Consider the following 24,717-nt stretch of genomic DNA (forward strand, 5'->3'; position numbering starts at 1 on the left):
CATTGCGCGCCGGGGCACGGCGCGGCGTTATCACGATAGCGCAATCAGCGCGTCCTGCGAGATCGAGATGCCGACCGGCGTGCCGCGCGCCAGCTCGACCCGCCCGGCAACGTCGATCAGCAGCGGGTCCGGTGCGGCGCCGCCGATCGTCAGACGCGTGCGCTCGCCGAGAAACGCGCTGCTTTCGATGCAACCGCGCAGATGCGCGGTTGCCGGGTCGGCCAGCCACGCGTCTTCGGGGCGGAAGAAGATCTCGTGCGGCTGATGCGGTTGCAGGCTCGTGTGGGGGGGCATCGACGGCAGCGGCACCGCGCCGCCGCTCGTCGTCAGCATGCCGTCGCGCGCTTCGCCTGCGAGCCGGTTGATCGTGCCGACGAATTGCGCGACGCTCCGGTTCGCGGGCCGATAGTAGATGTCACGCGGCGAGCCGATCTGTTCGATGCGCCCCGCGCTCATCACGACGATGCGGTCGCCCAGCTCCATCGCCTCCGCCTGGTCGTGCGTCACGTAGACGGTCGTGATGCCCAGCTCGCGCAGCAGTGTATTCATCTCGCTGCGCAAGGTGTCGCGCAGGCGCGCGTCGAGCGCGGTGAGCGGCTCGTCGAGCAGCAGCACGCGCGGCTGCACCGCAAGTGCGCGCGCCAGCGCCACGCGTTGACGCTGACCGCCCGAAAGCTGGTCGATCGGTTTGTCGGCGTGCGCGGTGAGACGCATCATGCCGAGCAGTTCGTCGACGCGCTGCCGCGCGGCCGCGGCCGGCATGCGCCTGATCTTCAGGCCATAGCCGATGTTGCCGCGCACGCTCAGGTTGGGAAACAGCGCATAGCTCTGGAACACCATGCCGACCTGGCGCTTTTCGATCGGCAACGCGGTGACGTCGTCGTCGCCGAACGCGATGCGCCCACCGGCGTCCGGTGTTTCGAGTCCCGCGATCATGCGCAGAGTCGTGGTCTTGCCGCAGCCGGAGGGCCCAAGCAGAACCAGCGTTTCACCTGCGTCGATCCGTAGATCGAGCGGTTCGAGCACGCGCGTGCCGCGAAAGGTTTTCGCGCATTGCGTGAGCGTGATCGGAATGGATACAGTCGCGGAGGCAGGGTTCATGGCGTGTCGATGGAATTCGAAGAGGGCCTGGCGGAAGTGTTCGTGGCGGGATTCGCAGCGTTTATGGCCACATCGGTCTTGACGTCATTCGCAACCCGCTTCGCAGTAGAAGCGTTGCCGCGTTTCGCCGCCGCGCCGCGCTGACCGGTCGCATCGACGCCGAGCCATTGCATCGCGACGAGCAGGGGCATCGTCATGATGAAGAACAGAATGGTGTACGCGCTGCCGATCTCGATGCGCAACGACGCATAGGTGTCGGCGAGGCCGACAGGCAGCGTCTTCGTCTCGGGCGTGTGCAGCATCCACGTGAGGTTGAATTCGCCGATCGACAGCGTCAGCACCGCCAGTGCGCCGGCGACGATGCCCGGCCGCGCGTTCGGCAGCACGATCGTCACGAAGCGTGTGAAGAAGCTCGCGCCGAGGCTCGCCGCGCCTTCCTCGAGCGTGCGCAGATCGCTGCTCGCGCACACCGCGGCGACCGCTCGCACCATGAACGGCAGCGTGAACACCACGTGCCCGATCACGATGAACGCGGCACTCATGCGCAAGCGCGTGAAGCCGCCGTAGATGACCAGCAGCGCGAGCGCGGACGCGAGACCGGGCAGTGCGATCGGCAGCACGAGAAATTCTTCGATGATGCGCGAGAGCCGCGTCCTGCTGCGCGCGAGCACGTAGCCCGCGGGCACGCCGGTCAGCAACGTGATGAGGAGCGTCGCCGCCGCGACTTCGAGCGACAGCCACACCGAGCCGTGATACTGCGTCCACACTTCGACGAGCCAGCGCAGTGTGAGTCCGCTGGAGACGCCTTTGAAGTAATTGACCGTGAGCCCGGCCATGATCGACATGATGACCGGCACGATCAGAAACGCGCACAGCAGCAGGGTGACGAGCCATTGACCGGCGGCGAGCCATGTCCGCGCGCTGGGTGCGCGCAGCCGTGAGCGTGCGCCAGTGCCTGGCTGGGTCACGGATCGTGCTGAAGCAGTGATGGAATTCATCGGCGTGTCGTCGTCGGGTTGGGAAGCGCCGGGTCGGGACATGCTACTCATGCGCTCGCCGCCACCGCCGCGCCGCTCACGCTGCGCGCGAACGCCAGCACGGCCCACGTGACGATGCCGAGCACGATGGACAGACCCGCGGCCGTCACCATGTTCGCGTTGAGGGTGAACTCGGTGTAGATGGTCATCGGCAGCACGTCGATGTCGGTGGCGAGCGTGAAGGCCGTGCCGAACGCGCCCATCGCGGTGGCGAAGCACACAGCGCCCGCCGCGACCAGTCCCGGCGACAGTGCCGGCAGCACGATGTCGCGCGTGATGCGCCAGGGCGACGCGCCGAGCGAGCGCGCCGCTTCTTCGAGCGAGGCGTCGAGCTTGGTCGCCGAGGCCATCACCGTGACGATCACGCGCGGAATCGAGAAGTAGAGGTAGCCGAGAAAGAGGCCGCTCATCGAATACGCGAACACCCAGCGCTCGCCGGTGAGTTTCAGCGACAGCGCGCCGATCAGCCCCTGGCGTCCCGCCAGCATGATGACCATGAAGCCGACCACCACGCCGGGAAACGCGAGCGGGAACGTCAGCAGCGCGAGCAGCGTGCGCTTGAACGCGAACTCGCGGCGCGCGAGCAGCAGCCCGGCGATCACCGATAACACCAGCGTCGCCGCCGTGACCGCCGCCGACAGCACGACGGTCGCGCCGAGGCTCGACATGTAGCGCGGATTCGTCAGCATCGCGCGATAGGTGGCGAACGCGTGGCCGTCGCCGCTCAACTGCGCAAGCGCGGCCATCGGCAGCAGCCAGAACGCGAGGAACACCGCCAGCGCCGGCGCAATCAACGCGATGCGCCAGCGCAGCGGGAACGTGATGTCGTTCAATGCATCACCTGCAGATAACGTTCGCCGAAGCTCGCCTGCTTCTCGGCCATCTTGCCGAAGTCGACCGCTTTGGCGCGGGCATAGTCGCTCGCGGGCAGGAATTTCGCGGCGCTTTCCGGGCTCATCGCGTTTGCACGGACCGGGCGCAGATAGGCATCGGCCCACAGTTTCTGGCCTTCGTCCGAAAGCACGAAGTCGAGCACCTTGCGACCGTTGGCGTCGTGCGGCGCGCCTTTCACGAGGCTCATCACGTAAGGCACCGAGATCGTGCCTTCTTTCGGAATCACAAACTCGACGTTCGCATGATCCTTGTATTTCGCGCGATAGGCGTCGAAATCATAGTCGAGCAGGATCGGGATTTCACCGGACATCACGCGCGCGTACGCGGTCTGCTTCGGCACGATCGGCGCGTTGGCCTTCAGCTTGCGGAACCAGTCGAGGCCCGGCTCGAAGTTATCGAGCGTGCCGCCGAGCGCCTGGTTCACCGCGACTGCGCCCGCATAGCCGACGAACGCGCTCGACGGATCGAGGTAGCCGATCATGCCTTTGTATTCGGGCTTCAGCAGATCAGCCCACGAGCGCGGCACCGGCTTGCCTTCGAGCGCGTCCTTGTTGACGAAAAAGCCGAGCGTGCCCGAGTGGATCGCGAACCAGTAGCCTTGCGGGTCTTTCAGGTTGGCGGGGATATCGTTCCAGTGCGCCGGTTTGTACGGCTGGATCACGCCCTTGTCCTTCGCCTGGAACGCCGACGATACGCCGAGGTACACCACGTCGGCGACCGGGCTTTTCTGCTCGGCCATCAGTTGCGCGATCGACTGGCCGGAGTTCTTGTTGTCGAACGGCACCCGGATGCCGGTCTTTTGCTGGATCGCCTTGATCTGGCTCGCCCAGTCGGCCCATTCCGGCGGGCAGTTGTAGCAGATCGCGGTTTCGTCGGCATGGGCCGCTTGCGGGGCGACGGCGGCGAGCGCCGCGCCGGTGGCGATCATGACGCGCGCGAGACGGCGCCACAGCGGGTTGAGCGACGAAGCGAAGCGTGAGGGTGAGCGGATCACTGCGGGTCTCCTGGAGAGGACGAGAGCGGGTGGTTCGAGGTTGGGCCGATCAAAACGGGTGTTGGGGTGTTGGGGCTTCTGGCTTGTTGCGAAGCCGCGTAGGTGAGGCGTGGGTGCGATGCCTGCGGCTCGCGCCACTCACGGCGACAGCGCGGCTCATGCAACGGCTCAGGCCAACGGCTGTTCGGTCGCCGCCGAAGCACGCGGCGACGTACTGTCCGTGCGATTCGAAATCGCCGCGATGGTCGCGCCTTCGCGCAAGCTGTGCGGCAAGGTCAATGCGAGCGATGGGTTGCCGGATGCGTCGTCATCGCCGGTGACGCGCGCGAGCAGGCGCCGCCAGGCCGCACAGCCGATCTCGCGATTCGGCGCGCAGATGCTCGCGAGCGGCGGCGACAGCAGCTCGCCCATCGCGAGGCCGTCGAAGCCGAGAATCGACATGTCCTGCGGAATCCGCAGACGCGCGCGACGCAGGCCGCGCATCACGACCATCGCGAGCAGGTCGTTGCTGCAGAAGAGGGCGGTCGGGCGATTCTGCCCGCTCGTCAGATGCGCGAGCACGGACGGCGCCAGTTCTTCCGCGTTGAAATCGACTTCGAGCGCCGGCGCGGGCGTGAGACCGGCTTGCTGCATGGCCTGCGCGTAGCCGAGATAACGTTGACGCGCGCGGTCCGACGCGGCCAGCGTGCCCGCCAGCATCAGGATGCGGCGATGGCCGTGTGCGATCAGCGAGCGCACGCCATCGTAGGCGGCGAGCCGGTTGTCGACCGATACTGACGGCCGCCGCACCGTGTCGTTGTGCATCAGCACGTAGAGCAGGCCGGCGCGGTCGAGTTCGTCGAGCAGCGGATGCGTGTCGGCGTCGGTGACGGTCAGAATCAGTCCTTCGACGCGCTGTTCGCGCAGCGTTTCGATGGCGTGGCGTTCGCGGTCCGCGTCGTACTGGGTCGTCATCAGCATGAGCCGGTAGCCTTGCGCCGACGCGAGTTCGTCGATGCCTTGCAGGCATTCGGCGAACACCGGATTGGCGAGCGTCGGCAGGATCACGCCGATCAGCCGGGTGCGCTCGCCGCGCAGCTGCCGGCCGAGCGGGCTGGGGCGGAAGTTCAGCGCGTCGATCGATTGACGCACCTTGTCGAGCGTGATCGGGTTCACGGTGTGCGGCGCGTTGATCGCGCGCGAGACCGTGGCGATGGAGAAGCCCGCGTGGGCGGCGACATCTTTGATCGTCGGGATCATGGTTTCCGCTCTGGCTGTAAACGTTTACGTGAGCGGATTATCGGGAACGTTTGTGACTGCCGGATGACTCCGGTTCGGACGAGGCGAGGGGGAATGGCAGCGGGCGTCTGCAGCACGAGGCGCCGGTTGGTGCGCCCGCCGGGCAATGGTAGAATTCGCGTCCACGCGCGCTTGCAGCCCCTGCCGGGGTGATGAAATTGGTAAACATAGCGGACTTAAAATCCGCCGCTTAACAGCTTACGGGTTCAAGTCCCGTCCCCGGCACCAATGATATTGGCGGGATTTTGGGTTTTCTGATCCTGCGCCGCGAAATCAGGCCTGCTCTGTAAGACCCTATCGCGTCGCTGCGACTCTAGCGTTCAACGCTTTTCCCACGGCCTGCGCCGTCGTCGTGAACTTCACCCACACGCAGTTGCGCTCCCTCGGCCGCCGATGAACCGACGCGCGAACACATGCACACCACCATGTCCCACCTGAAATACCTGAGCGGCTACCCGGCGCCTTTGCAAGAGAAGGTGAGAAAGCTTATCGCCGACGAGCAACTGGGCGCCTATCTCAGCACGCGCTACCCGAACACGCACGACGTGCAAACCGACCGCGCGCTGTACGCCTACTGCGCTGAGCTGAAACGCGAACACCTGCGCAGTGCCGAGCAGATCGACAAGGTCACTTACGACAGCAAACTCGACGTGGTCCGCCACGCGTTGGGCCTGCACACGAGCATTTCGCGCGTGCAGGGCGGCAAGCTGAAGGCGAAGAAGGAAATCCGCATTGCGTCGCTATTCAAAGGCGCGGCGCCGGAGTTTCTGAAAGATGATCGTGGTGCACGAACTCGCTCATCTGAAGGAGAGCGATCACAACAAGGCGTTCTATCGTCTCTGCGAGTTCATGCAACCCGGCTACCATCAGATCGAATTCGATTTGCGTCTTTATCTGACGCATCGCGATCTGGCTAAAAAGCAGGGCTGACGGCCCGTCAGGCCGCCACTGCCTCGGGCGCCGCCGACGCCTTCAGCAACACGGGAATCGACTTCGAAGTCGGCGTGCCCGCGCCATCGGCCACCGACGACAGCGGCACGAGCGGATTCGTCTCCGGGTAATAAGCGCCGAGACACCCGCGCGGAATGTCGTACTCCACGAGCAGAAAACCGTCGGCATGCCGCTCGATGCCATCGGCCCACACGCTCGTGATATCCACCCGCTGTCCCGCGACGAAACCGAGCATCGCCAGATCGTCCTTGTTCGCGAACAGCACGCGCCGTTGTCCATAGACGCCGCGATAGCGGTCATCGAGCCCGTAAATCGTTGTGTTGTACTGATCGTGCGAACGCGTGGTCATCAGCGTCATCAGCTTCTCGCCATGCTGCTTGCGCGCCTGATGAATCGGCGTCGCGACGTCGATCGCATGCACGAGGAACTGCGCCTTGCCGCTCGGCGTCTTCCAGATCCGCTCGCGCGACGCCACGCCCAGGTGAAAACCGCCCGGGTTCTTCAGGCGCTCGTTGTAATCGTGGAAGCCCTCGATCACCTTCGCGATGCCGTCGCGAATCAGCGCGTAATCCGCCGCCTGCGCGAGCCAGTCCACCTTGCCGCTGCCGAGCGTCGCATGCGCCATCCGCGCGACGATCGCAATCTCCGACAGCAGATTCTCCGACGCCGGCTTGTTCATCCCATACGAGATGTGCACCATGCTCATCGAATCCTCGACGCTCACGCCCTGCGCGACACCGTTCTGCAGATCGATCTCGGTGCGCCCGAGCGTCGGCAGGATCAGCGCGTCGCGGCCATGCACGAGGTGGCTGCGGTTCAGCTTGGTCGTGATGTGCACGGTCAGATCGCACGAGCGCATGGCTTCCCACGTGCGCGGCGTATCCGGCGTCGCAATCGAGAAGTTGCCGCCGAGACCGATGAACACCTTCACCTTGCCGTCGAGCATCGCCTGGATCGTGTTGACCACGTCGAGCCCGTGCTCGCGCGGCGGCTCGAAAGCGTAGACCTCGCCGAGCCGGTCGAGAAACGCCTCGGTCGGCTTCTCTTCGATACCGACCGTGCGGTCGCCCTGCACGTTCGAATGGCCGCGAACCGGGCACAGCCCCGCGCCGCGCCGGCCGATATTGCCGCGCATCATCATCAGGTTTGACAGCAGTTGCACCGTCGGCACCGAATTCTTGTGTTGCGTGAGGCCCATGCCCCACGTCGAAATCACCGCGCGTCCCTTCACGTAGATGTCGGCGAGCTTCAGCACGTCGTCGAACGGCACGCCCGCTTCGGCGACGATGGTGTCCCAGCGCTCGGCGCGCAGATCGTCGGCGAACGCATCGAAGCCCACCGTGTGTTCGGCGATGAAGCCGACATCCAGCACGCGTTCGAGACCGCTTGCGAGCGCTTCGTCGTCGAGTTCGATCACGCGCTTGGCGACGCCCTTGATCAGCGCGAAGTCGCCGCCCACTTTCGGGCGGATGAACACGGAGCTGATTTTCGTGCTGCCCATGGTCAGCATTTCCACCGGATGCTGCGGGCTCGCGAAGCGCTCGAGGCCGCGCTCCTTCAGCGGATTGATCGACACGATGGTTGCGCCGCGCTTCGCGCACTCGCGCAGTTCGCCGAGCATGCGCGGATGGTTGGTGGCCGGATTCTGGCCGAAGATCAGCAGCGTGTCGGCGTGTTCGAAGTCGTCGAGCGTGACCGTGCCCTTGCCGATGCCGACCGTATGGGGCAAGCCGCGGCTGGTCGCTTCGTGGCACATGTTCGAGCAGTCGGGGAAGTTGTTGGTGCCGTACATGCGCACGAACAGCTGATACAGAAACGCGGCCTCGTTGCTCGCGCGGCCCGACGTATAGAACGCGGCGCGGTCCGGATCGTCGAGTTGCTTCAGGTGGCGCGCGATCAGATCGAACGCTTCGTGCCAACCGATCGGCACGTAACGGTCGCGGAGCGCGTCGTAGACGAGCGGGTCGGTCAGGCGGCCGTGCTGTTCGAGTTCGAAGTCGGACTGTGCCATCAGTTCTTCGACGGTGTGCTGCGCGAAGAAGGCGGGCGTCACGCGCTTGCTGGTCGCCTCGGCGGCCACCGCCTTGACGCCGTTCTCGCAGAACTCGAAGGTGGACGCGTGCTCGCGATCCGGCCACGCGCAGCCGGGGCAGTCGAAGCCGTCCGGCTGATTCTGTTTGAGCAGCGTGCGGTAGTTGCCGCCCGTCACCTTTTCCTTGATCAGGTTGATGGCGACGTACTTCAGTGCGCCCCAGCCGGCGGCGGGGTGCTTGTACGGTTCGATACGGGCTTCGCTGCTAGCTTCGGATTTCTTCATGATCTTGCCGCTGGATAAGGCCTGGCGCGTATGGACGGCGCCTTTTAAGCCGATACTTGCAAGACTACTGTGTTCCAAAAAGTGCGCTGCATACAGAAAATCGAAAAGCGGAGGGATACAGTTGCCTGATTTCTGTCATAGACTGGCGCTTCCCACCACGTTTGCGTTTTGAGCCAAGCCCTTGAAACTGTACGAAAAGCTCGCCGATGAAATGACCGAAGCCGTGCGCCGCGGCGTGTTCGCGGCGGGCGAGCGGATCTTGTCGGTGCGCCAGGCGAGCCAGCAGCACGGCGTGAGCATCAAGACGGTGCTGCATGCGTACGCGTTGCTGGAAAGCCGGGGCATTGTCGAGAGCAGGCCGCAGGCCGGCTATTTCGTGCGTGACGCCGCCGCTCGCGCGCTCGCGCCCGCCGCGCCGCAGCCGGGCCGCAACCATGCCCCGCAAGCCGCGCCGGTGGCCGCCGAGGTGGACGTGAGCCGGCTCGTGCTGTCGACGCTGCGCAGCATCCGCGCGCACGACGCCGTGCCGTTCGGTTCACCGTATCCCGACCCGTCGCTGTTCCCGTGGCGGCGCATCAACCAGTACGCGAACGCGATCGCCCGCCGTCAGGCGAGCTGGAATCTGATCGACGACCTGCCGCCCGGCAACCCCGAGCTGATCCGGCAAATCGCGCGGCGCTACGCCGAAAACGGCATGCCGGTCGATCCCGGCGAGATCGTCATCACGCTGGGCGCGACCGAAGCGATCAACCTGAGCCTGCAGGCGGTCGCCAAACCGGGCGACACGGTGGCCGTCGAATCGCCGACTTACTACGCGATGCTGCACGCGATCGAGCGCCTAGGCATGCGCGCGATCGAAGTGGCGACGCATCCGCAGCACGGCATCGACATCGAGGCGCTCGCGCAGGTGATCGCGCGGCAGAAGATCGCCGCCTGCATGGTGATGCCGAACTTCCAGAATCCGCTCGGCTTCCAGATGCCCGACGCGCGCAAGCGGCAACTGGTCGAGCTGCTCGCCGCGCACGAGATTCCCGCGATCGAGAACGACGTCTACCAGGAGCTGTATTTCGGCGACGCGCGGCCCTCGACGCTGAAGACCTACGACACGAAGGGATTGGTACTGCACTGCGCGTCGTTCTCGAAGAGTCTGACGGCGTCGTACCGGATCGGCTGGGCGCTGCCGGGACGCTACCGCGCGCAGCTCGAGAAGCTGAAGTTTCTCAATACGCTGACCACGCCTTCGGTGCCGCAGGTCGCCGTCGCGGATTACTTGCGGCAGGACGGCTACGATCGTCATCTGCGCCACGTGCGCAAGGTGTACCGGCAGCAGGCGAGCATCATGACGGCGCTGGTTCAGCGCTTTTTCCCGGTCGGCACGCGCATGTCGGCGCCGCAAGGCGGCTACGTGCTGTGGGTGGAATTGCCCGGCAGGGTCGATTCGATGCGGCTCTATCAGGCGGCGCTTGCGCGCAGCATCACGGTCGGACCCGGCATGATGTTTTCGACGCGCAACGATTTTCGCCATTTCATCCGGCTCAACTACAGCTATCCGTGGACGGCGCAGACCGAAGCGGCGCTGAAGACGCTGGGTGAGCTCGCCAAACGGATGACGTAACAAGGAGGAGACACGATGGACAAGGAGGAGACACGAATGGACGACGATGAAATCGATCCGGTGCTGGCCGCCGTGCTCGCGCAACTGTGGCGGGCGCATCGGGATACGCCGGGCGGCGCGTGGTCGCTCGCGAAGCTGTCGAAGCAGGCGGGCGTGCCGATGAGCGGCTTGCGGCGCCAGTTGACGGCGCTCGCCGACGGCGGTCTGGTGGACACCACCTTCAACGAGGAGGGCACCGGCACGGCGCGTTTGAGCGAACTGGGCGAGGGTGTGTGCGCGCAATTGTTCGGCGGCGAGGACGAGGCGCCGGACGTCGAAGAGGCCGATGAGCCGCCGCCGAAACTTCACTGATGTGTGCGGTGACGCCAAGGCCGCGCAGGTCCGGCGCGAGCACGGTACGACGCACGAACCGGCTCGAGCGCGACGTGAACCGCCGCGATGGCGGGCGCCGCGTGCTTGACACGGCCTGGCCGCGCGGCATCGCGAGCCCGGCCGTGACGCTGTCCTGGCTGTCCTTAAAGCTGGCTCATGCCGCCATCGACGATGATTTCCGTGCCGACGATGAACGCCGATTCCGGCGCGGCGAGATGCAGCACGGTCGAGGCGATTTCCTCCGGCTTGCCGAAGCGGCCGACCGGCACTTGCGCGAGGATCTGCGCGGCGGTGGCTTCGAGCGCGGCGGCGTCGAGGCCGAGCTTGCCGTAGAGCGGCGTTTGCACGGGGCCGGGGCTTACGACGTTCACGCGCACACCTTGCGGCAGCAATTCCGCCGACAGCGTCTTCGCGAGCGAGATCAGCGCCGCCTTGCTCGCCGCGTACACCGACGATGCCGGCATGCCGATATGCGCATTGATCGATCCATTGATCACGATCGACGCGCCCTTGTTCAGGAGCGGCAGCAAGGCCTGGATCTGAAAATACGCGCCTTTGACGTTGGTGTTGAAAGTGGCGTCCCAGAAGCCTTCGTCGACCTCGGGGAAGGGCGCGAACTTCGCCGTGCCGGCGTTCACGAACACGGCGTCGAGCCGGATGCCCGCGGCGTCGATCGCGGCGGCCAGTTCGCGGGCCGAGGCGATCGAGCCGGCGTCGTTGCGCACCGCGAGCGCATTGGCGCCGAGCTGGCTGCGAGCGGTGTCTAGCGCGTCGGCGTCACGACCGGTGATGACGACACGCGCGCCTTCATCCGCGAAGGCCTTGGCGGCCGCGAAGCCGATGCCGCTGCTGCCGCCGGTGACGAGAACCGAATTACCTTGGAAGCGAGTCATTTTGTTTCTCCGAAAGAGTGTTGCGGGTTGGTGAGAGGGATATTGCGCCTGACAAGGAGGCTTGTCGTACCATTTTCGTGATGCACTCGTTCGAAGATATCGAATATGTCTGCCCGACACTGCGCCGGACCCCACAATACGGGTTTCGTTATGGGTGGGATAACGGATAAAAATTTTTCTGCTGAAATTGGCCTTCGAATATGGCCCCGTATGCTGATGCCTTGCCTGGACAGTCCGGCACTGTGCAGGCACGGTCAACCATCTTCGGAGAATCCATGAAAACAAAGCTGGCGCGAGCGCTGACCCATTCATTGCGCATCAATGCCGTCCGTTCCGTGCTGGACACCGCATGCAGCGCCTGCGTCGGGGTCACTGCCGCGGCGGTCCTCGCGCTCGGCGCCGGGCCCGCGGTTGCGGCGACCACGCAGCCGGTCGGCATCGCGTTCGTCTATCTCGGCAATCCGGGCGACGCCGGCTGGACCTATGCGCACGAGCAGGGCGTGAAAGAGGTCGAGGCGAAGTTCGGCGACAAGATCAAGGTGACGCGAGTCGAGAACGTGCCGGAGTCGGCGGACTCGGAGCGCGTGTTTCGCGATCTCGCAGCGAAGGGCAACAAGATCGTGGTGGGGTCGAGCTTCGGCTTCCAGGATTTCGAGCTGAAAGTCGCGAAGGACTTTCCGGACACCGTGTTCGAACACGCGACGGGTTTCAAGAAAGCGGGCAACTTCGCGACCTATGACGTGCGCACTTACCAGAGCGCGTATCTGGCTGGTCTCGTCGCGGGCTATACGACCAGGTCGAACACGTTGGGCTTTGTCGGCTCGGTGCCGGTGCCGGAAGTGGTTCGCAACATCAACGCGTTCACGATGGGCGCGCGCTCGGTCAACCCGAACGCGCGCGTGAAGGTGGTGTGGATCAATAGCTGGTTCGATCCGGGCCGCGAAAAGCAGGCCGCCGAAACGCTGATCGGCCAGGGCGCCGACGTGCTGATCCAGAACACCGATTCGACCGCGACGATGCAGACCGCCGAGCAGAAGAAGGTGCATGCGTTCGGCTGGGATTCCGACATGAAGAAGTTCGGGCCGAATGCGCAACTCGGCGCGTGCATAAGCAACTGGGGCGTGTATTACACGCATCTGGTCGAGCAGGTGATGTCGAATACGTGGACCAACGCGCCGGTATGGTGGGGGCTGAAAGAGAACGCGATCGATCTCGCGGACATCAACACCAGCGCCGTGTCGCCGGTTGCGCAAAAGGCGCTGAGCCAGAAGCGCGACGACATCATCTCGGGCAAATTCAATCCGTTTGCCGGGCCGATCGTGGATCAGTCCGGCGCGGTGAAGGTCGCCGCCGGCAAGTCCTTGAGCGACGCGGAACTGCTGCGCCTGAACTGGTTCGTGCAGGGCGTGGACGGTACGTTGCCGAAATAAGCGATTAGTTTGGCTAACTAACTATTGTCGAGGGAGAGCGTCGTTGAGTCTGAGCGTTTCGAATGAGGCCGCCGCGCAAGCGGCGAACACGCCGCCACAAGGATTGACGCCGACGCACGAGCAGATCGTGCGGCATCTGCGGCATTCGAGCCGGATCGCCGAGCGCGCGACGCTGCTGGGCCATCATCCGTTCGGCGCGGTGCTGGTCGGGCCGGACCAGGAAACCGTGCTGATGGAGCAGGGCAACGTCGATACGGTGAATCACGCCGAATCGGTGCTGGCGCGCGTGGCGGCGTTGAACTTCACGCCGGAGTATCTGTGGAGCTGCACGCTGTACACGTCGGTCGAGCCTTGCTGCATGTGCGCCGGCACGATGTACTGGGCCAACATCGGGCGGGTCGTGTTCGGCATGACCGAAAAGCGTCTGCTGGAGGCCACCGGCGATCACGCGGAGAACCCGACGATGAGCGTCGATTGCCGCTATGTGTTCGATCATTGCCAGAAGCGGGTCGAGGTGATCGGGCCGGTCGCCGAGGTCGAAGCCGAGGTGATGGAGGTGCAGCGGCGGTTCTGGAGCGGACGGTAGCGAGGATTTTCTGTTTGCGGCTGCCGGGAGTGTTTGTCGGCACGAGCCGAGGAGGAAGACTTCACGGAGCACCACGGGCATACGCATGCATGCGCGTGCCCGTGGTGCTCGTTGACTTGCGGGTTTGTCGTCTGTTTATGAAGCACAACGCCCCTACTGCGAGGCGCTCGCCTGCATTTGCGATGATCCCACCATCGCGACCCCGCAGAACCAGTCGCTGCCATGCACCGTGTATTTCCACGGATTGCCGGTCTCCCTGATCACGGTCGAACACTGCTCGTTCACCACCGGGCCAGGGTTCGCCGCCGTGCATTGAAGCAGCGTTGTGGCTGCTGCCTGAGCTGTCTTCATCGACGGTTTGCGCCGGCCACCGCCTGCATCCGGCGCACCCGGCCCCGTTGCAACAGCCACCGCGCTCGACGGCGCAAGCGGCGTTCCGGTCCGCATGCTGTCGATTAGCCGCTGCAACTCCTCAATACGCGTCGCATACCACGTCCCCAGACACGCCGCGTCGCGACAATTCGCTTCGCGCCATGCCCACTTGCTGTCGCTGTCGTCGAGAAACGCGCGACGGTCGACGACTCGCCGGCGCGCTTTCCAGTACAGTTGCCCCAGCGTGTCGTCGAGCTTCGAGAGCGCGGGATCGTTGCAGATCATGCGTTCGGTGAGGGAGCGTCCCCTGTGACAGTCGAAGCTGGTGGCATGGGCGGGCAGATGCGCGAGCATCAGACCGGCGATCAGAAGCGGACGAAAAACTTTCATGGCGTTCCTGGCGTTGCGTGGATTTCTCATGCAACGGATGATCGGCCAGGCGACCCGAACGCAGATGCCCGAAAAACGCATGACTTCGGGCAGGTCGTTACCAGATCTTGCTTCGCATGCGTGACGCAGAGCGGACGGATGTGTCGCGCGGCACGTCGGCGGAACGCGTTCAGGCGTGCGTAGTGCAAGTGCGCGATTGGCAGACGCATGGCGCCGTGATGTGAACTGCGTTGCGTCTGGGAATCTCGGCGCTCATAAGCACACACGTTGGCCGGCAAGTCGAAAGCGGCCTTTGAAACGGGAGAAGGAATGAAACAGCACCTGGTTCGATGTCTTTATGTAGCAGCCGGCCTGTTGACGCTGCCCGTCGTGGCCGACGCGCAGTCGCAAGCCTTCACGGCGAGCAGCGTCAACGTGCGCGCGGGCCCTGCGGCCGATTACCCGATCGTCGCGCAGTTGCCGCCCGGCGTACCGGTGACGGTGATGGGCTGTATCGCCAATTACCAATGGTGCGATGTCGCGGCGCCGAATCTGCGCGGCTGGGTGTTTGCGTCGCTGCTCAGTTCGCCATACCAGGGTGGCAACGTGCCGCTGATGAACTATGGCACCGTGCTCGGCCTGCCGATCCTCGGTTTTTCGATCGGCGATTACTGGGGCAACTATTATCGCGGCCGGCCCTGGTACAACCAGCAGTCGCGCTGGGCGCATCATGCGCCGCCTGCGCCGCGACCCGGGGCGGGACGCCCGCCGGGACATGCGGGTGGTCGGCCACCGGGTGGTCAGCAACCAGGGCATGCGGGCGGTCGGCCACAGGGCGGTCAGCAACCAGGGCATGCGGGTGGTCGGCCACCGGGTGGTCAGCATCCGGAGAATGCAGGCGGTCGGCCACAGGGTGGTCAGCAACCGGGGCATGCGGGCGGTCGGGCACCGGGCGGTCAGCAACCCGGGAACCCAGGTAGCCGGCCGCCGGGTGGTCAGCAAGGCGGCACAGGTGGTCGCCCCTCAGGTGGCGAATCACACGGCGGCGGCAATCATCCCCAAGGCGGCCCCTCACAAGGCGGGGGCGGAGGCCGTCCGCCCGGCGGCGGGAACGGTTGAGGAGGCTGAAGCGCCGAAGCCCGCTGCCCAGGCCGCGATACGTCAGCGCGGCCCGGGCGGCCTGCGGCCCCAAGTCCACACCGGCTACGACGACCTTGACGCCAACAAAATCAGCGGCATACGCGTATGCACTTCATCAGCCTGGATTCGCGCAACCGCGTGCCTCTGCACCGTCCCTATCTGTCGCCGCCTTCAACTCATCCCCCATGCGCCCTGCCATGCATGAAGAATATTCCGCACCGGCTTCGCGTAAACCCCGGTGTGCCGCGTACACTAGATTGCCGATGTTGGGTTGGGGGGCGCATAAATGACTAGCGAAGCGAGATCAGGTGGCACGATGGGAGCAGCGCCAGAGGGCACCCACTACCGGCCGGATCTGGCCGAAGAGGTGTTGGCGTCGGAGCGTAGCGTGTTGCGGCTGATTACCCGCAACACGCCGCTGCCGGAATTACTCGATGAAGTATGCCGCCGCGCGCAAGCGCTGCTTGGCGAAGGTGCGTCCTGTTCGATCCTTCTGCTCGACCCCGACGGCGTGCACGCCAGAGTCGGCGGCGCGCCGTCGTTGCCGCCGCAGTTCAGCGCGAAGATCGACGGCGTCGCGATCGGTCCGCGCGCCGGGTCCTGCGGTACTGCGATGTACGAGCGGCGTGTCGTCATCGTCGAAGACATCGAAACCGATCCGCTGTGGGCGGACTATCGGCACCTCGCGCTGCCGCACGGCTTGCGCGCCTGCTGGTCCGTGCCGTTCGAGAACGACGCCGGCACGGTGCTCGGCGCGTTCGCGGTGTATTACCCCTTCTTGCGCCGGCCGAGCGCCGAAGAGGAGGCGATCCTGCGCGACATCGGCAGCAGCGTCGGCCTCGCGGTGCATCAGGACGTGATGGCGCAGCGCCTTGCGCATAGCGAAGAACATCACCGGCTGGTGGTCGATCATCTGAGCGAAGGCATCGTCGTGCAATCGCGCGCGGGTGTCGTGCTGGCCTGCAATCCGAGCGCGCAGCGCATGCTGCGGACGAACTCGCAGATCATCGGCCGCAACATCCGGAGCGTGATGACGCGCGGCTATCACGAGGACGGCACGCTCGTCAGCGAGCCCGACCGTCCGACCGCGCAGGTACTGGCGACCGGCAAGCCGATCCTCGGTGTCACGATCGGCGTGGAGCTCGTCGGCGGCGACGTCGTGTGGATTACCGAGAACGTCGTGCCGATCATCCGGCCGGGCGACAGCGAACCCAGCTCGGTGCTGATCTCGTTCACCGACATCGGCCCCGTGCGCGAAGCCCAACAGCAGCTCAAGTTCCTCGCGACTCGCGACTCGCTCACCGGTCTGTACAACCGCGCCTATCTCACCGAACGGATGCGTGACCTGTTCGAGCCGGGCGTGGCGGCCGGCGGCGAACTGGCGAGCGTCGCCGTGTTATTCGTCGATCTGGACGGCTTCAAGAAGGTCAACGACACCGCCGGTCACGAGGCCGGCGACGCGTTGCTGTGCAGCGTCGCGGAGCGGCTCTCGGCCTGCGTTGACCGCCGCGACACGCTCGCGCGCGTGGGCGGCGACGAGTTCGTGATCGTGATCAGCGCGTATGAGAACAGCGGGTATCTGATCGGGCTCGCGCGCCGCATCCTCGACATGATCGCGGTGCCGTTCGCGGTGGCGGGCAACGAGTACTACCTGGGGGCGTCGATCGGCATCAGCCTGTTTCCCGAGGACGGCCAGGACGTCGCCACGCTGATGCGCAACGCCGACTCGGCGATGTATCACGCGAAGCAGCGCGGCCGCAACAACTTCCAGTTCTTCACCGCCGAGCTGAACCGGCATCTGCAACGGCGCTTCACGATCGAGCAGTCATTGCGGCGCGCGCTCGCCGCCGACGAGCTGAGCCTCGTGTACCAGCCGATCGTCGATAGCCAGGATGGCCGCACGATCGGCGCGGAAGCGCTGCTGCGCTGGTACAACACCGAACTCGGCAACGTGTCGCCGGGCGAATTCATTCCGGTCGCCGAAGACGCGGGGTTGATCGTCGAAATCGGCGGCTGGGTGCTGGCGCGGGCCTGCGCGCAGGTCGCGCAGTGGCGGCGCACGCTGGCGCCGGATCTGATCGTCGCGGTGAATCTGTCACCGCGGCAATTCAACGACGGGCTGCTCGAGCGCATCGCGGGCTGTCTGGAGGAGTCCGGGCTCGAACCCGCGGCGCTCGAACTCGAGATCACCGAACGGCTGCTGATGAGCGACAGCGAAACGGTGCTGCCGATCCTGAGCGCGCTGAGCGCGATGGGCGTGCGGATGTCGGTCGACGACTTCGGCACCGGCTATTCCTCGCTGTCATATTTGAAGCGCTTCCCGCTGCACAACCTGAAGATCGACCGCTCGTTCGTCGCGGGCTTGCCGGATCATCGCGATTCGATCGCGATCACGCAGGCGGTGGTGGCGATGGCGCATTCGCTCGGCATGAACGTGACCGCGGAAGGCGTGGAGACCGTCGAGCAGGCGGCCTTTCTGCGCGCGATCGATTGCGACAAGCAGCAGGGGTATCTGTACAGCCGGCCGGTCGGCGCGAGTGCGTACGCGCGCCGCCTGTGCGACGCGCAGTTGAGCCTCGCCGGGGAGTCTTGAGCGGGGCGGTGGGGCGCTTGCTCGGGTGAGGGCCGCTGTTCTTCAGTGCACAGAGACACGAATTGGCATATGCATATGCCAATTCCGGTGCAGGCGAAACGCCCGGCCCTGCGCGCTCAGGGTGCACAGGCATACTTTCGCACGCTGGACGCTGGCGGCAGCGCCGCCAGCGGTTTCAGGGCGTGCCGCCGCGGCTCGATTGTTCAGATTGCCAAACAAGTGCCTTCGCGTTCCCGGTATTTATCCGCGCGTGCGTACTCCCTAAAATTCTCCTATTGGAACGTAAATCGAGTTCGGCGTCGAAGCGGCGCCGGGCGATGGGAGTCGTCATGCCGGCCTTGATCAGGAATCAGCTTTATCGGCCATCGGTGGTCCTGCCGATGGTTGCCCTCATGCAGGTGATGGTGTCGCAGGACTTCAATCTCGGCCAGGTGGGCTGGGTGGTCGCGGCGCGTGGCGCGCAGGCCGCACTGCAACGCTCGCGCGAATTGATCTGCGCGGTGCATTGCCACGCCTGAGCCGCAGCGGGAGAAAAGTTTCGGTGATTCACCGCAATCACGCAGCCACCGCGAGCTAACGCCGCGGCAATCGGCAACACCGCAGCGCGACGCGAGGCACTAAGGGTAAGATGCTACGACCTGCACCCCAGCCTCGGGAGAGTCGCCATGGCACAGCACTTCGACGCAGTCGTGATCGGTACGGGACAGGGCGGCTCGCCGCTCGCGGTACGTCTTGCTCAAAGCGGCCGTCAAACCGCGGTGATCGAACGCGCGGCCTTTGGCGGGACCTGTGTGAACGTCGGTTGCACGCCGACCAAATCGTATGTGGCCAGTGCCCGTGCGGCGCATGTCGCGCGCCATGCGGCTGAACTCGGCGTGCAGGTGAGCGGCGCCGTCAATGTCGATCTCGCCGCGGTCAAGGCACGTAAAGACGGCATCATCGGCCAGTCGCGCGACGGCGTCGAGAAATGGCTGCGCGGCACGGACAACGTCACCGTATTCAACGGCCACGCGCGCTTCACCGGCGCGCATACGCTCTCGATCAGTGGGCCGGGCGGCCTAGTGCTGAATGAAATCAGCGCCGACGAGATATTCATCAACACCGGCACGCGCGCCGTCGCGCCCCCGCTCGAAGGTCTGGAGCGGATTCGTTATTTCACCAACTCCAACCTGCTTGAGCTGACCGAACTGCCGAGCCATCTGGTGATCGTCGGCAGCAGCTATATTGCGCTCGAATTCGCGCAGATCTTTCGACGCTTCGGCAGCCAGGTGAGCGTGCTGGTGCGCGGCGAGCGCGTGCTGAGCCGCGAGGATGCCGACTTCGCCGAGTCGGTGCGCAAGGTGCTCGCCCGCGAGGGCGTCGAGTTCCGCTTTGGCGTGCAGCCGTCGCGGGTCGAGCCGCATCCGCATCGCGCGAATGAAGTATGCATCGGCTTCGAGCAGAACATTCCCGCGCTGGAGGCGTCGCACGTGCTGTTCGCCACCGGCCGCGAGCCGAATACCGACGATCTCGGTCTCGCCGACGCAGGCATCGCGGTGGACAAACACGGCACGATTCCCGTCGACGGCCAGTTGCGCACCAACGTACCGGGCGTGTGGGCGATCGGCGACGTCAACGGACGCGGCGCGTTCACGCATACGTCCTATGACGATTTCCAGATCGTGGCGGCCAACCTGCTCGATGGCGGTGCGCGCAGCGTCGATACGCGGATCATGGCCTATGCGGTGTTCGTTGATCCGCCGCTCGCGCGCGTCGGGCTGTCGGAGGCCGAGGTGCGCAAGAGCGGCCGCGACGCGCTGATCGCCACCATGCCGATGTCACGCGTGGGCCGTGCGCGTGAACGTGGCGAGACCGACGGCTTCATGAAGGTGATGGCCGACGCGCAGAGCAAGCGGATACTCGGCGCGGCGATTCACGGCGTCGAAGGCGACGAGGCGATTCACACGTTCATCGACATCATGACGGCGGGGGCGCCGTATCCGACCTTGCAGTATGCGATGCACATCCATCCGACGATCAGCGAACTGGTGCCGACCCTGCTCGACGGGCTCAAGCCGATGGCATGACGGGCCGGGCACGAACGATGAAACGCGCGCTGGTCACGGGCAATCTGTTCGATGTCGGGGCGCTGGTCGGCGCCGATGCGAACGCCGAAGAGCAGGTCGACGCGCTCCTCGAGCAGGCGGGCGTGTCGATCGAACGGATCGTGTCGACGGGGCAGGCGAGCCCGCCCGGCTTCTGGTACGACAGCCCGCGCGCCGAATGGGTCGTGCTGCTGAGCGGCGCGGCGACGCTGGAATTCGAAGGCAGCGCCGAGCCGCATCCGATGAAGTGCGGCGATCACGTGCTGATCGAAGCACATCGCCGGCATCGGGTCGCATGGACGTGCGACACGGAGCCGAGTGTGTGGCTCGCCGTGTATTGCCCCGACGTAACGGATGGTGCGTCGAGCTGAGCGGGCGGGGGTCGCCTGGGCACGGACTCGCTCCACAACATCGCGCCGGTTCCCTTGGCCTGTCGGCAGGCAGCGCACACGCGCACGCCGCCCGGGCGTTCACACCCATCGGGCACGCGCATCGACAAAGCATCACGGCATCGCGGATAATCGGCGGCGACGCGGGTCGTCTGCGGGATGCGGGCGAGCGGTGCGTCCAACCACAATCTTCATCAGGGAAACCCACCGATGGGCAAGGGACGAGTCGAGGCCTTCAGCGATGGCGTGATCGCCATCATCATCACGATCATGGTGCTCGAACTGAAGGTGCCGGAGGGTTTCGATCTCGCCTCGCTGCGGCCGGTGGTCCCGGTGTTCTGCGCGTACGTGCTGAGCTTCATCTACGTCGGCATCTACTGGAACAATCATCACCACATGTTCCATGCCGTGCAGAAGGTCAACGGCACAGTGTTGTGGGCCAATCTTCATCTGCTGTTCTGGCTGTCGCTGCTGCCGGCCGTCACGCATTGGCTCGGCGAAAACCATCTGGCCGCCTGGCCGACCGCGATGTACGGCGTCGTGCTGTTCATGTCGGCGATCGCATATTTCATTCTGACGCGCGTGCTGATCCGCGAACACGGCAAGGAGTCGGCCATCTCCAAGGCGGTCGGCAACGACTTCAAGGGCAAGGTGTCGGTCGTGCTTTACCTGCTCGGCATCGGGCTCGCGTTCGTCCTGCCGTGGGGGTCGGCTGCACTCTATACGCTCGTCGCGGCATGGTGGCTGATCCCGGATCAACGCATCGAACATGTGCTGGGCGCGTAATTGCTGCTGACACTCAAGCTCCTGCTGGTGCCGGCTTTTCTCGCCGCGCTGACGGTGGCGGGGCGCGTTTGGGGGCCGTCGGTGGCGGGGTGGCTCGCGGGGCTGCCGGTCGTCGCCGGGCCGATCGTGCTGCTGCTCGCGTTGGAGCGCGGGCCGTCGTTCGCGGCGCAGGCGTCGGCGGCGTCGATTGCGGCGATTGCTGCATCGGAAGCGTTCAATCTTGCTTATGCGTGGACCTGCCGGCGCTTTGCGTGGCCGCTCGCGCTGGCCGCCGGCATGGCGGGATGGCTGGGCGCCGCGCTACTGCTGGTGCAGTTGCCCGGCTCGCCACCGTGCTCGCGGTGGCCGCGCAACGTGCGCACGGCGCGGACTTCGTCGCCTTGCTGACGCGCGGCATGGTGATCGGGCGCGGCTCGTTCGCGGCGTTCTTCGCGGTGACCGCCATCCTGCTGCCGCGATACGGTGTGTGGTGGAGCTTCGCCTGCGCGGCGCTGGCCTCGATTGCCGTGCAGGGCGCGACGCGGCGCATGCTCGGCGCGCGGCGGCCTGCGCAAGCTGCAGCGGTCTCGCGCGAGCTCGCCGGTCAGCAGACGGAGTGAGGCCGTTTGGCCGATACTTGACGGCATGACTTCGCGCAGCTCACATTCCCCGGCCACTCGCATCGGGCTCATCTCCGATACGCATAACCTCATGCGCCCCGAAGCGCTGCGCTATCTCGCGGGCTGCGACGCCATCATTCATGCGGGCGATATCTGCAATCAGGCGGTGCTCGATGCGCTCAGGCAGATCGCGCCGGTCACGGCGGTGCGCGGCAACAACGACACCGGCGATTGGGCTGCCTCGCTACCGACGCATGCGACGCTGACCGTGCAGCAGGTGACGATGCGCGTCGTCCACGATATTGCCGATCTGGGCGCCGATCCGCGTAGCGAAGGCGTCGGCGTGGTGGTGAGCGGCCATTCGCACAAGCCGTCGATCAGCGAGCGCGACGGCGTGCTGTTCGTCAATCCCGGCAGCGCGGGACCGCGGCGTTTCAAGCTGCCGATTTGCGCGGGCATCCTGATTATTGAAGGCGCGCACGCGAGTGCGTCATTCGATTCGCTGCTGACGTAAAAAAAACGGGCCGGCAAAAATTTGCCGGCCCGTTTCTGAGAGACTCGCACTCAACGTGGCGCGTTCAAGGCGACACGCTCAACGCAGTGCCCCCGCGCAACCCACACTCACGCACGCGCCGTCGCGGCCGCCGCGTAACGTTCGTCCATCTCCTCGGCTTCACGCTCGCCGCGCAGCACCGCATGTGCTTCGGCACGCGTGGCCACGCACGGGCCCGAACCGAGCAGCGGCTTGCGCGCGGTTTCCCGCAGCGCGAGCACCGACACGATGCCGATCAGCGACGCACCCATCAGGTAGTACGCGGGCATCATCAGATTGCCGGTATGGTCGACCAGCCAGGCCGTCACGAGCGGCGTCGTACCGCCGAACAACGACACCGAAATATTGAAGCCGATCGCGAGCGCACCGTAGCGGATCTTCGTCGGGAACAGCGCCGGCAGCGCCGACGGCATCACACCGGTAAAGCACGACAGCAGCACGCCGAGAATCATCAGCCCGCCGAACACCGGCAGCACCGTGCCCATGCGGATCAGCAGCAGCGCGGGCACCGACAGCGCGAACAGCCCCACGCAACCGAACAGCATCACCGGCTTGCGGCCGATCGTGTCGGACAGACGGCCGGCGGCGAGCGTCATCGGCATCATGAGGATCATTACGAGCAGCACGAGGAACAGGCCGTGCGTTTCGTTGAAGTGCAGCGTGGCCGACAGATAGCTCGGCAGATACGACAGCGCCATGTAGTCGGTGACGTTGAAGATCAGCACGAGGCCGACGCACAGCAGCAGCGGCTGCCATTGCTGGGCGAGCAGTTGCCGCAGCGATTGCTTCGGCAGCGCCTTGTCTTCGGCTTCGCGTTCTTCGGCCTGCTTCTTGAACGCGGGCGTTTCTTCGAGCTTCATCCGGATGTACAGACCGACCAGGCCCAGCGGGCCGGCGATCAGGAACGGCACACGCCAGCCCCACGACAGCAGCGCGTCGTTCGACAGCGTCGCGCTCAGCACGGCCACCGTGCCCGCGCCGAGCACGTAGCCGATCAGCGTGCCGAACTCGAGGAAGCTGCCCATGAAGCCGCGGCGCTTGTCGGTCGAGAATTCGGCGATGAAGGTCGCGGCGCCGCCGTACTCGCCGCCGGTCGAGAAGCCTTGCACCAGACGCGCGACCAGCAGCAGCACCGGCGCGAAAATGCCGATCGTCGCGTAGCTCGGGATCAGGCCGATCGCGAAGGTGCCGAGCGCCATCATGATCATGGTCATCGCCAGCACGCGCTGACGGCCGATGCGGTCGCCCAGCGGGCCGAACACCATGCCGCCGACCGGCCGCACGAGGAACGCCGCGGCGAACGTGCCGAACGTGGCGATCAGCTGCGCAGCCGGACTTGCCGACGGGAAGAACACTTTGCCGAGCGTGACAGCGATGTAGCTGTACACGCCGAAATCGAACCATTCCATTGCGTTGCCGAGCGCCATCGCGCCGACGGCTCGCTTGAGGAGGGATTTGTCGACGACGGTGATGTCGTCGAGAGAGAGGCGTTGTTCTTCTTTGTGATGTCGCCAGAAGCCGTTGCTGGAAGCCGTCAAGGTAAAAACTCCAATGACTGCGACGAAACTCATGATGCGCATGAACGTTCCGCCACGGTTGCTGGGAAGTGTCGTTTCGCGAGCAAGGCGATGACTGCTGCGCCGCCGTGACCGGCAACGCACTAGAGGGCGCAAAGGAAAAACAGAACGCCCGTGCCTCGCGAGACATGTCGCGAAAAAAACACTCGTCTAGATTGTGCTGACTGTTGCGCCTGCGTGGCCGTGGAAGGGGGGCAGGTGCATGAGGACGCCGGGTGGCTGGAAGCTGGCCCGCGCGCCGCTGGAAGGCTTGAAACGAAAAAGGCCGGTTGCTTTATTCGCCGCTCATGGAAAGAGCCGAGACGGAGAAACGACCGACGAGCCTTCTTGTATAAAAACTGTTCGAATCAGCATGGAACGCGCAGCGCGCCACGATGAAAACGAAACGTTAATGAAGGTGAATTGCAGTTGGAACGATGCACATGATAGCACGATGACGGACGATCGCGCAAACCTGCTGGCCGAAGGGTGCCTTGCAAGGGCGCTCGATCCCTTGACGGGCGGGCGATTGCGGCGGATTCGGGTGGTTCGTGAGCACACCCTGAAAACGGCAGGAAATGAACCGTTTGGATCATTTTCAGGTTGGCGTCCACGCGAAAAATCGGCACGCAGAAGTGTCACGGCGGCAGGCGACCACGGCGCGAATCCTGCCCCAAAGAGGTGGCAACACGCAGCAATGAAGCCGTGAAGTTCGCGAAGCGTCGCCAAAGGCAGCAAGCGGAGCCCGCAAGCCCGCAAAGGGCGAAAAAAATCCGCGCTCGCGGCGCGGATTTTCATCAATGCACGC

Annotated in this window: 21 protein-coding genes, 1 tRNA gene and 2 pseudogenes; 15 read left to right on the forward strand and 9 right to left on the reverse strand. The window is 65.1% G+C overall.

Translation table 11 applies throughout. From position 1 onward, the window contains the following. Positions 1–30: 30 nt before the first annotated feature. From B0G69_RS12080 to B0G69_RS12100, 5 genes are all read right to left on the reverse strand, one after another. Positions 31–1,101 (reverse strand): ABC transporter ATP-binding protein, encoded by a 1,071-nt coding sequence (locus B0G69_RS12080; RefSeq protein WP_121317221.1) that lies wholly within the window; start codon positions 1,099–1,101, stop codon positions 31–33. Then, entirely contained in the window at positions 1,098–2,150 is a 1,053-nt protein-coding gene (locus B0G69_RS12085; RefSeq protein ID WP_241991308.1) for an ABC transporter permease, read from the reverse strand. Before B0G69_RS12085 ends, B0G69_RS12080 begins: the two co-directional genes overlap by 4 nt. Continuing rightward, positions 2,147–2,971 carry an ABC transporter permease gene (locus B0G69_RS12090; RefSeq protein WP_121317223.1) on the reverse strand — a complete coding sequence of 275 codons (825 nt, stop codon included), beginning with the start codon at positions 2,969–2,971 and terminating at the stop codon, positions 2,147–2,149. Before B0G69_RS12090 ends, B0G69_RS12085 begins: the two co-directional genes overlap by 4 nt. Continuing rightward, positions 2,968–3,960: an ABC transporter substrate-binding protein gene (locus tag B0G69_RS12095; protein WP_241991362.1), complete on the reverse strand. Its 993-nt coding sequence runs from the start codon at positions 3,958–3,960 to the stop codon at positions 2,968–2,970. The genes B0G69_RS12090 and B0G69_RS12095 overlap by 4 nt, the downstream gene beginning before the upstream one ends. Positions 3,961–4,194: 234 nt before the next feature. After that, entirely contained in the window at positions 4,195–5,265 is a 1,071-nt protein-coding gene (locus tag B0G69_RS12100) for a LacI family DNA-binding transcriptional regulator (protein WP_121317227.1), read from the reverse strand. A 182-nt stretch (positions 5,266–5,447) separates the two neighbouring features. On the opposite strand from B0G69_RS12100, the gene B0G69_RS12105 reads away from it, so the two are divergent. Together B0G69_RS12105 and B0G69_RS12110 are read left to right on the forward strand one after the other, a co-directional pair. Further along, positions 5,448–5,532: transfer RNA gene (locus B0G69_RS12105), tRNA-Leu, on the forward strand. Between the two features lie 197 nt (positions 5,533–5,729). Further along, positions 5,730–6,234 (forward strand): annotated as a pseudogene (locus B0G69_RS12110) (M48 family metallopeptidase). A 7-nt stretch (positions 6,235–6,241) separates the two neighbouring features. Here the strand turns inward: B0G69_RS12110 and B0G69_RS12115 are convergent. Continuing rightward, complete coding sequence (locus B0G69_RS12115) at positions 6,242–8,572, reverse strand: FdhF/YdeP family oxidoreductase (RefSeq protein WP_121317229.1); 2,331 nt, start codon at positions 8,570–8,572, stop codon at positions 6,242–6,244. A gap of 181 nt (positions 8,573–8,753) precedes the next feature. Here B0G69_RS12115 and B0G69_RS12120 point away from each other — a divergent pair, with 181 nt between their 5' ends. Further along, a complete protein-coding gene (locus B0G69_RS12120; protein ID WP_121317231.1) occupies positions 8,754–10,187 on the forward strand; it encodes a PLP-dependent aminotransferase family protein in 1,434 nt (477 codons plus the stop codon). Between the two features lie 36 nt (positions 10,188–10,223). Further along, the gene (locus B0G69_RS12125; RefSeq protein ID WP_121317233.1) at positions 10,224–10,538 is read left to right on the forward strand and encodes a helix-turn-helix domain-containing protein; all 315 of its coding nucleotides are present in this window, start codon (positions 10,224–10,226) and stop codon (positions 10,536–10,538) included. A 164-nt stretch (positions 10,539–10,702) separates the two neighbouring features. Here B0G69_RS12125 and B0G69_RS12130 read toward each other — a convergent pair whose 3' ends face one another. Further along, complete coding sequence (locus tag B0G69_RS12130) at positions 10,703–11,452, reverse strand: SDR family oxidoreductase (RefSeq protein ID WP_121317235.1); 750 nt, start codon at positions 11,450–11,452, stop codon at positions 10,703–10,705. 275 nt (positions 11,453–11,727) lie between these two features. Here B0G69_RS12130 and B0G69_RS12135 point away from each other — a divergent pair, with 275 nt between their 5' ends. After that, the gene (locus B0G69_RS12135) at positions 11,728–12,882 is read left to right on the forward strand and encodes a BMP family ABC transporter substrate-binding protein (RefSeq protein ID WP_121317237.1); all 1,155 of its coding nucleotides are present in this window, start codon (positions 11,728–11,730) and stop codon (positions 12,880–12,882) included. Positions 12,883–12,925: 43 nt separating this feature from the next. Further along, on the forward strand, positions 12,926–13,468 hold the full coding sequence (locus B0G69_RS12140) for a nucleoside deaminase (RefSeq protein ID WP_175161008.1): 543 nt from the start codon (positions 12,926–12,928) through the stop codon (positions 13,466–13,468). Positions 13,469–13,621: 153 nt separating this feature from the next. Here the strand turns inward: B0G69_RS12140 and B0G69_RS12145 are convergent, their stop codons facing one another. Continuing rightward, positions 13,622–14,230, reverse strand: a complete 609-nt coding sequence (locus tag B0G69_RS12145) for a hypothetical protein (protein WP_121317239.1) — start codon at positions 14,228–14,230, stop codon at positions 13,622–13,624. Between the two features lie 309 nt (positions 14,231–14,539). Here B0G69_RS12145 and B0G69_RS42705 point away from each other — a divergent pair, with 309 nt between their 5' ends. The 8 genes and pseudogenes from B0G69_RS42705 (at position 14,540) to B0G69_RS12185 (ending at position 22,314) form a co-directional block, all read left to right on the forward strand. Then, positions 14,540–15,328 (forward strand): SH3 domain-containing protein, encoded by a 789-nt coding sequence (locus B0G69_RS42705; protein ID WP_121317243.1) that lies wholly within the window; start codon positions 14,540–14,542, stop codon positions 15,326–15,328. Positions 15,329–15,635: 307 nt separating this feature from the next. Beyond that, positions 15,636–17,942 (forward strand): EAL domain-containing protein, encoded by a 2,307-nt coding sequence (locus B0G69_RS12155; protein WP_121317244.1) that lies wholly within the window; start codon positions 15,636–15,638, stop codon positions 17,940–17,942. 329 nt (positions 17,943–18,271) lie between these two features. Continuing rightward, positions 18,272–18,460, forward strand: coding sequence for a hypothetical protein (locus tag B0G69_RS12160; RefSeq protein WP_115105230.1), 189 nt, complete (start codon positions 18,272–18,274; stop codon positions 18,458–18,460). Between the two features lie 147 nt (positions 18,461–18,607). Next, the gene (locus B0G69_RS12165; RefSeq protein ID WP_121317245.1) at positions 18,608–20,008 is read left to right on the forward strand and encodes an FAD-containing oxidoreductase; all 1,401 of its coding nucleotides are present in this window, start codon (positions 18,608–18,610) and stop codon (positions 20,006–20,008) included. 17 nt (positions 20,009–20,025) lie between these two features. Beyond that, positions 20,026–20,397 (forward strand): cupin domain-containing protein, encoded by a 372-nt coding sequence (locus tag B0G69_RS12170; RefSeq protein ID WP_121317246.1) that lies wholly within the window; start codon positions 20,026–20,028, stop codon positions 20,395–20,397. Positions 20,398–20,625: 228 nt separating this feature from the next. Next, positions 20,626–21,201: a TMEM175 family protein gene (locus B0G69_RS12175; RefSeq protein WP_121317247.1), complete on the forward strand. Its 576-nt coding sequence runs from the start codon at positions 20,626–20,628 to the stop codon at positions 21,199–21,201. Positions 21,202–21,204: 3 nt separating this feature from the next. Next, a pseudogene (locus tag B0G69_RS12180) lies at positions 21,205–21,800 on the forward strand (hypothetical protein). 25 nt (positions 21,801–21,825) lie between these two features. Next, complete coding sequence (locus tag B0G69_RS12185; RefSeq protein ID WP_121317248.1) at positions 21,826–22,314, forward strand: metallophosphoesterase family protein; 489 nt, start codon at positions 21,826–21,828, stop codon at positions 22,312–22,314. Positions 22,315–22,421: 107 nt separating this feature from the next. On the opposite strand, the gene proP is transcribed toward B0G69_RS12185, so the two are convergent. Next, on the reverse strand, positions 22,422–23,924 hold the full coding sequence (gene proP, locus B0G69_RS12190; protein WP_238812373.1) for a glycine betaine/L-proline transporter ProP: 1,503 nt from the start codon (positions 23,922–23,924) through the stop codon (positions 22,422–22,424). Between the two features lie 208 nt (positions 23,925–24,132). Between proP and B0G69_RS40635 the strand changes: the two genes are divergently transcribed. Continuing rightward, entirely contained in the window at positions 24,133–24,618 is a 486-nt protein-coding gene (locus tag B0G69_RS40635) for a hypothetical protein (protein WP_147440724.1), read from the forward strand. The last annotated feature ends 99 nt before the right edge of the window (positions 24,619–24,717 follow it).

The sequence above is a fragment of the Paraburkholderia sp. RAU2J genome (genome assembly GCF_003634845.1).
In the GTDB taxonomy this organism is placed as follows: Bacteria; Pseudomonadota; Gammaproteobacteria; order Burkholderiales; family Burkholderiaceae; genus Paraburkholderia; species Paraburkholderia fynbosensis.

What these genes read in the sequence shown, in the direction of transcription:
- B0G69_RS12145 (WP_121317239.1), bottom strand. Translation starts at nt 14,230, where the DNA reads ATGAAAGTTTTTCGTCCGCTTCTGATCGCCGGTCTGATGCTCGCGCAT.
- B0G69_RS40635 (WP_147440724.1), top strand. Translation starts at nt 24,133, where the DNA reads ATGAGGACGCCGGGTGGCTGGAAGCTGGCCCGCGCGCCGCTGGAAGGC.
- B0G69_RS12155 (WP_121317244.1), top strand. Translation starts at nt 15,636, where the DNA reads ATGACTAGCGAAGCGAGATCAGGTGGCACGATGGGAGCAGCGCCAGAG.
- B0G69_RS12170 (WP_121317246.1), top strand. Translation starts at nt 20,026, where the DNA reads ATGAAACGCGCGCTGGTCACGGGCAATCTGTTCGATGTCGGGGCGCTG.
- B0G69_RS12130 (WP_121317235.1), bottom strand. Translation starts at nt 11,452, where the DNA reads ATGACTCGCTTCCAAGGTAATTCGGTTCTCGTCACCGGCGGCAGCAGC.
- B0G69_RS12165 (WP_121317245.1), top strand. Translation starts at nt 18,608, where the DNA reads ATGGCACAGCACTTCGACGCAGTCGTGATCGGTACGGGACAGGGCGGC.
- B0G69_RS12135 (WP_121317237.1), top strand. Translation starts at nt 11,728, where the DNA reads ATGAAAACAAAGCTGGCGCGAGCGCTGACCCATTCATTGCGCATCAAT.
- B0G69_RS12080 (WP_121317221.1), bottom strand. Translation starts at nt 1,101, where the DNA reads ATGAACCCTGCCTCCGCGACTGTATCCATTCCGATCACGCTCACGCAA.
- B0G69_RS12095 (WP_241991362.1), bottom strand. Translation starts at nt 3,960, where the DNA reads ATGATCGCCACCGGCGCGGCGCTCGCCGCCGTCGCCCCGCAAGCGGCC.
- proP (WP_238812373.1), bottom strand. Translation starts at nt 23,924, where the DNA reads ATGAGTTTCGTCGCAGTCATTGGAGTTTTTACCTTGACGGCTTCCAGC.
- B0G69_RS12100 (WP_121317227.1), bottom strand. Translation starts at nt 5,265, where the DNA reads ATGATCCCGACGATCAAAGATGTCGCCGCCCACGCGGGCTTCTCCATC.
- B0G69_RS12160 (WP_115105230.1), top strand. Translation starts at nt 18,272, where the DNA reads ATGCCGGCCTTGATCAGGAATCAGCTTTATCGGCCATCGGTGGTCCTG.
- B0G69_RS12125 (WP_121317233.1), top strand. Translation starts at nt 10,224, where the DNA reads ATGGACGACGATGAAATCGATCCGGTGCTGGCCGCCGTGCTCGCGCAA.
- B0G69_RS12115 (WP_121317229.1), bottom strand. Translation starts at nt 8,572, where the DNA reads ATGAAGAAATCCGAAGCTAGCAGCGAAGCCCGTATCGAACCGTACAAG.
- B0G69_RS12085 (WP_241991308.1), bottom strand. Translation starts at nt 2,150, where the DNA reads ATGAGTAGCATGTCCCGACCCGGCGCTTCCCAACCCGACGACGACACG.
- B0G69_RS12175 (WP_121317247.1), top strand. Translation starts at nt 20,626, where the DNA reads ATGGGCAAGGGACGAGTCGAGGCCTTCAGCGATGGCGTGATCGCCATC.
- B0G69_RS12185 (WP_121317248.1), top strand. Translation starts at nt 21,826, where the DNA reads ATGACTTCGCGCAGCTCACATTCCCCGGCCACTCGCATCGGGCTCATC.
- B0G69_RS42705 (WP_121317243.1), top strand. Translation starts at nt 14,540, where the DNA reads ATGAAACAGCACCTGGTTCGATGTCTTTATGTAGCAGCCGGCCTGTTG.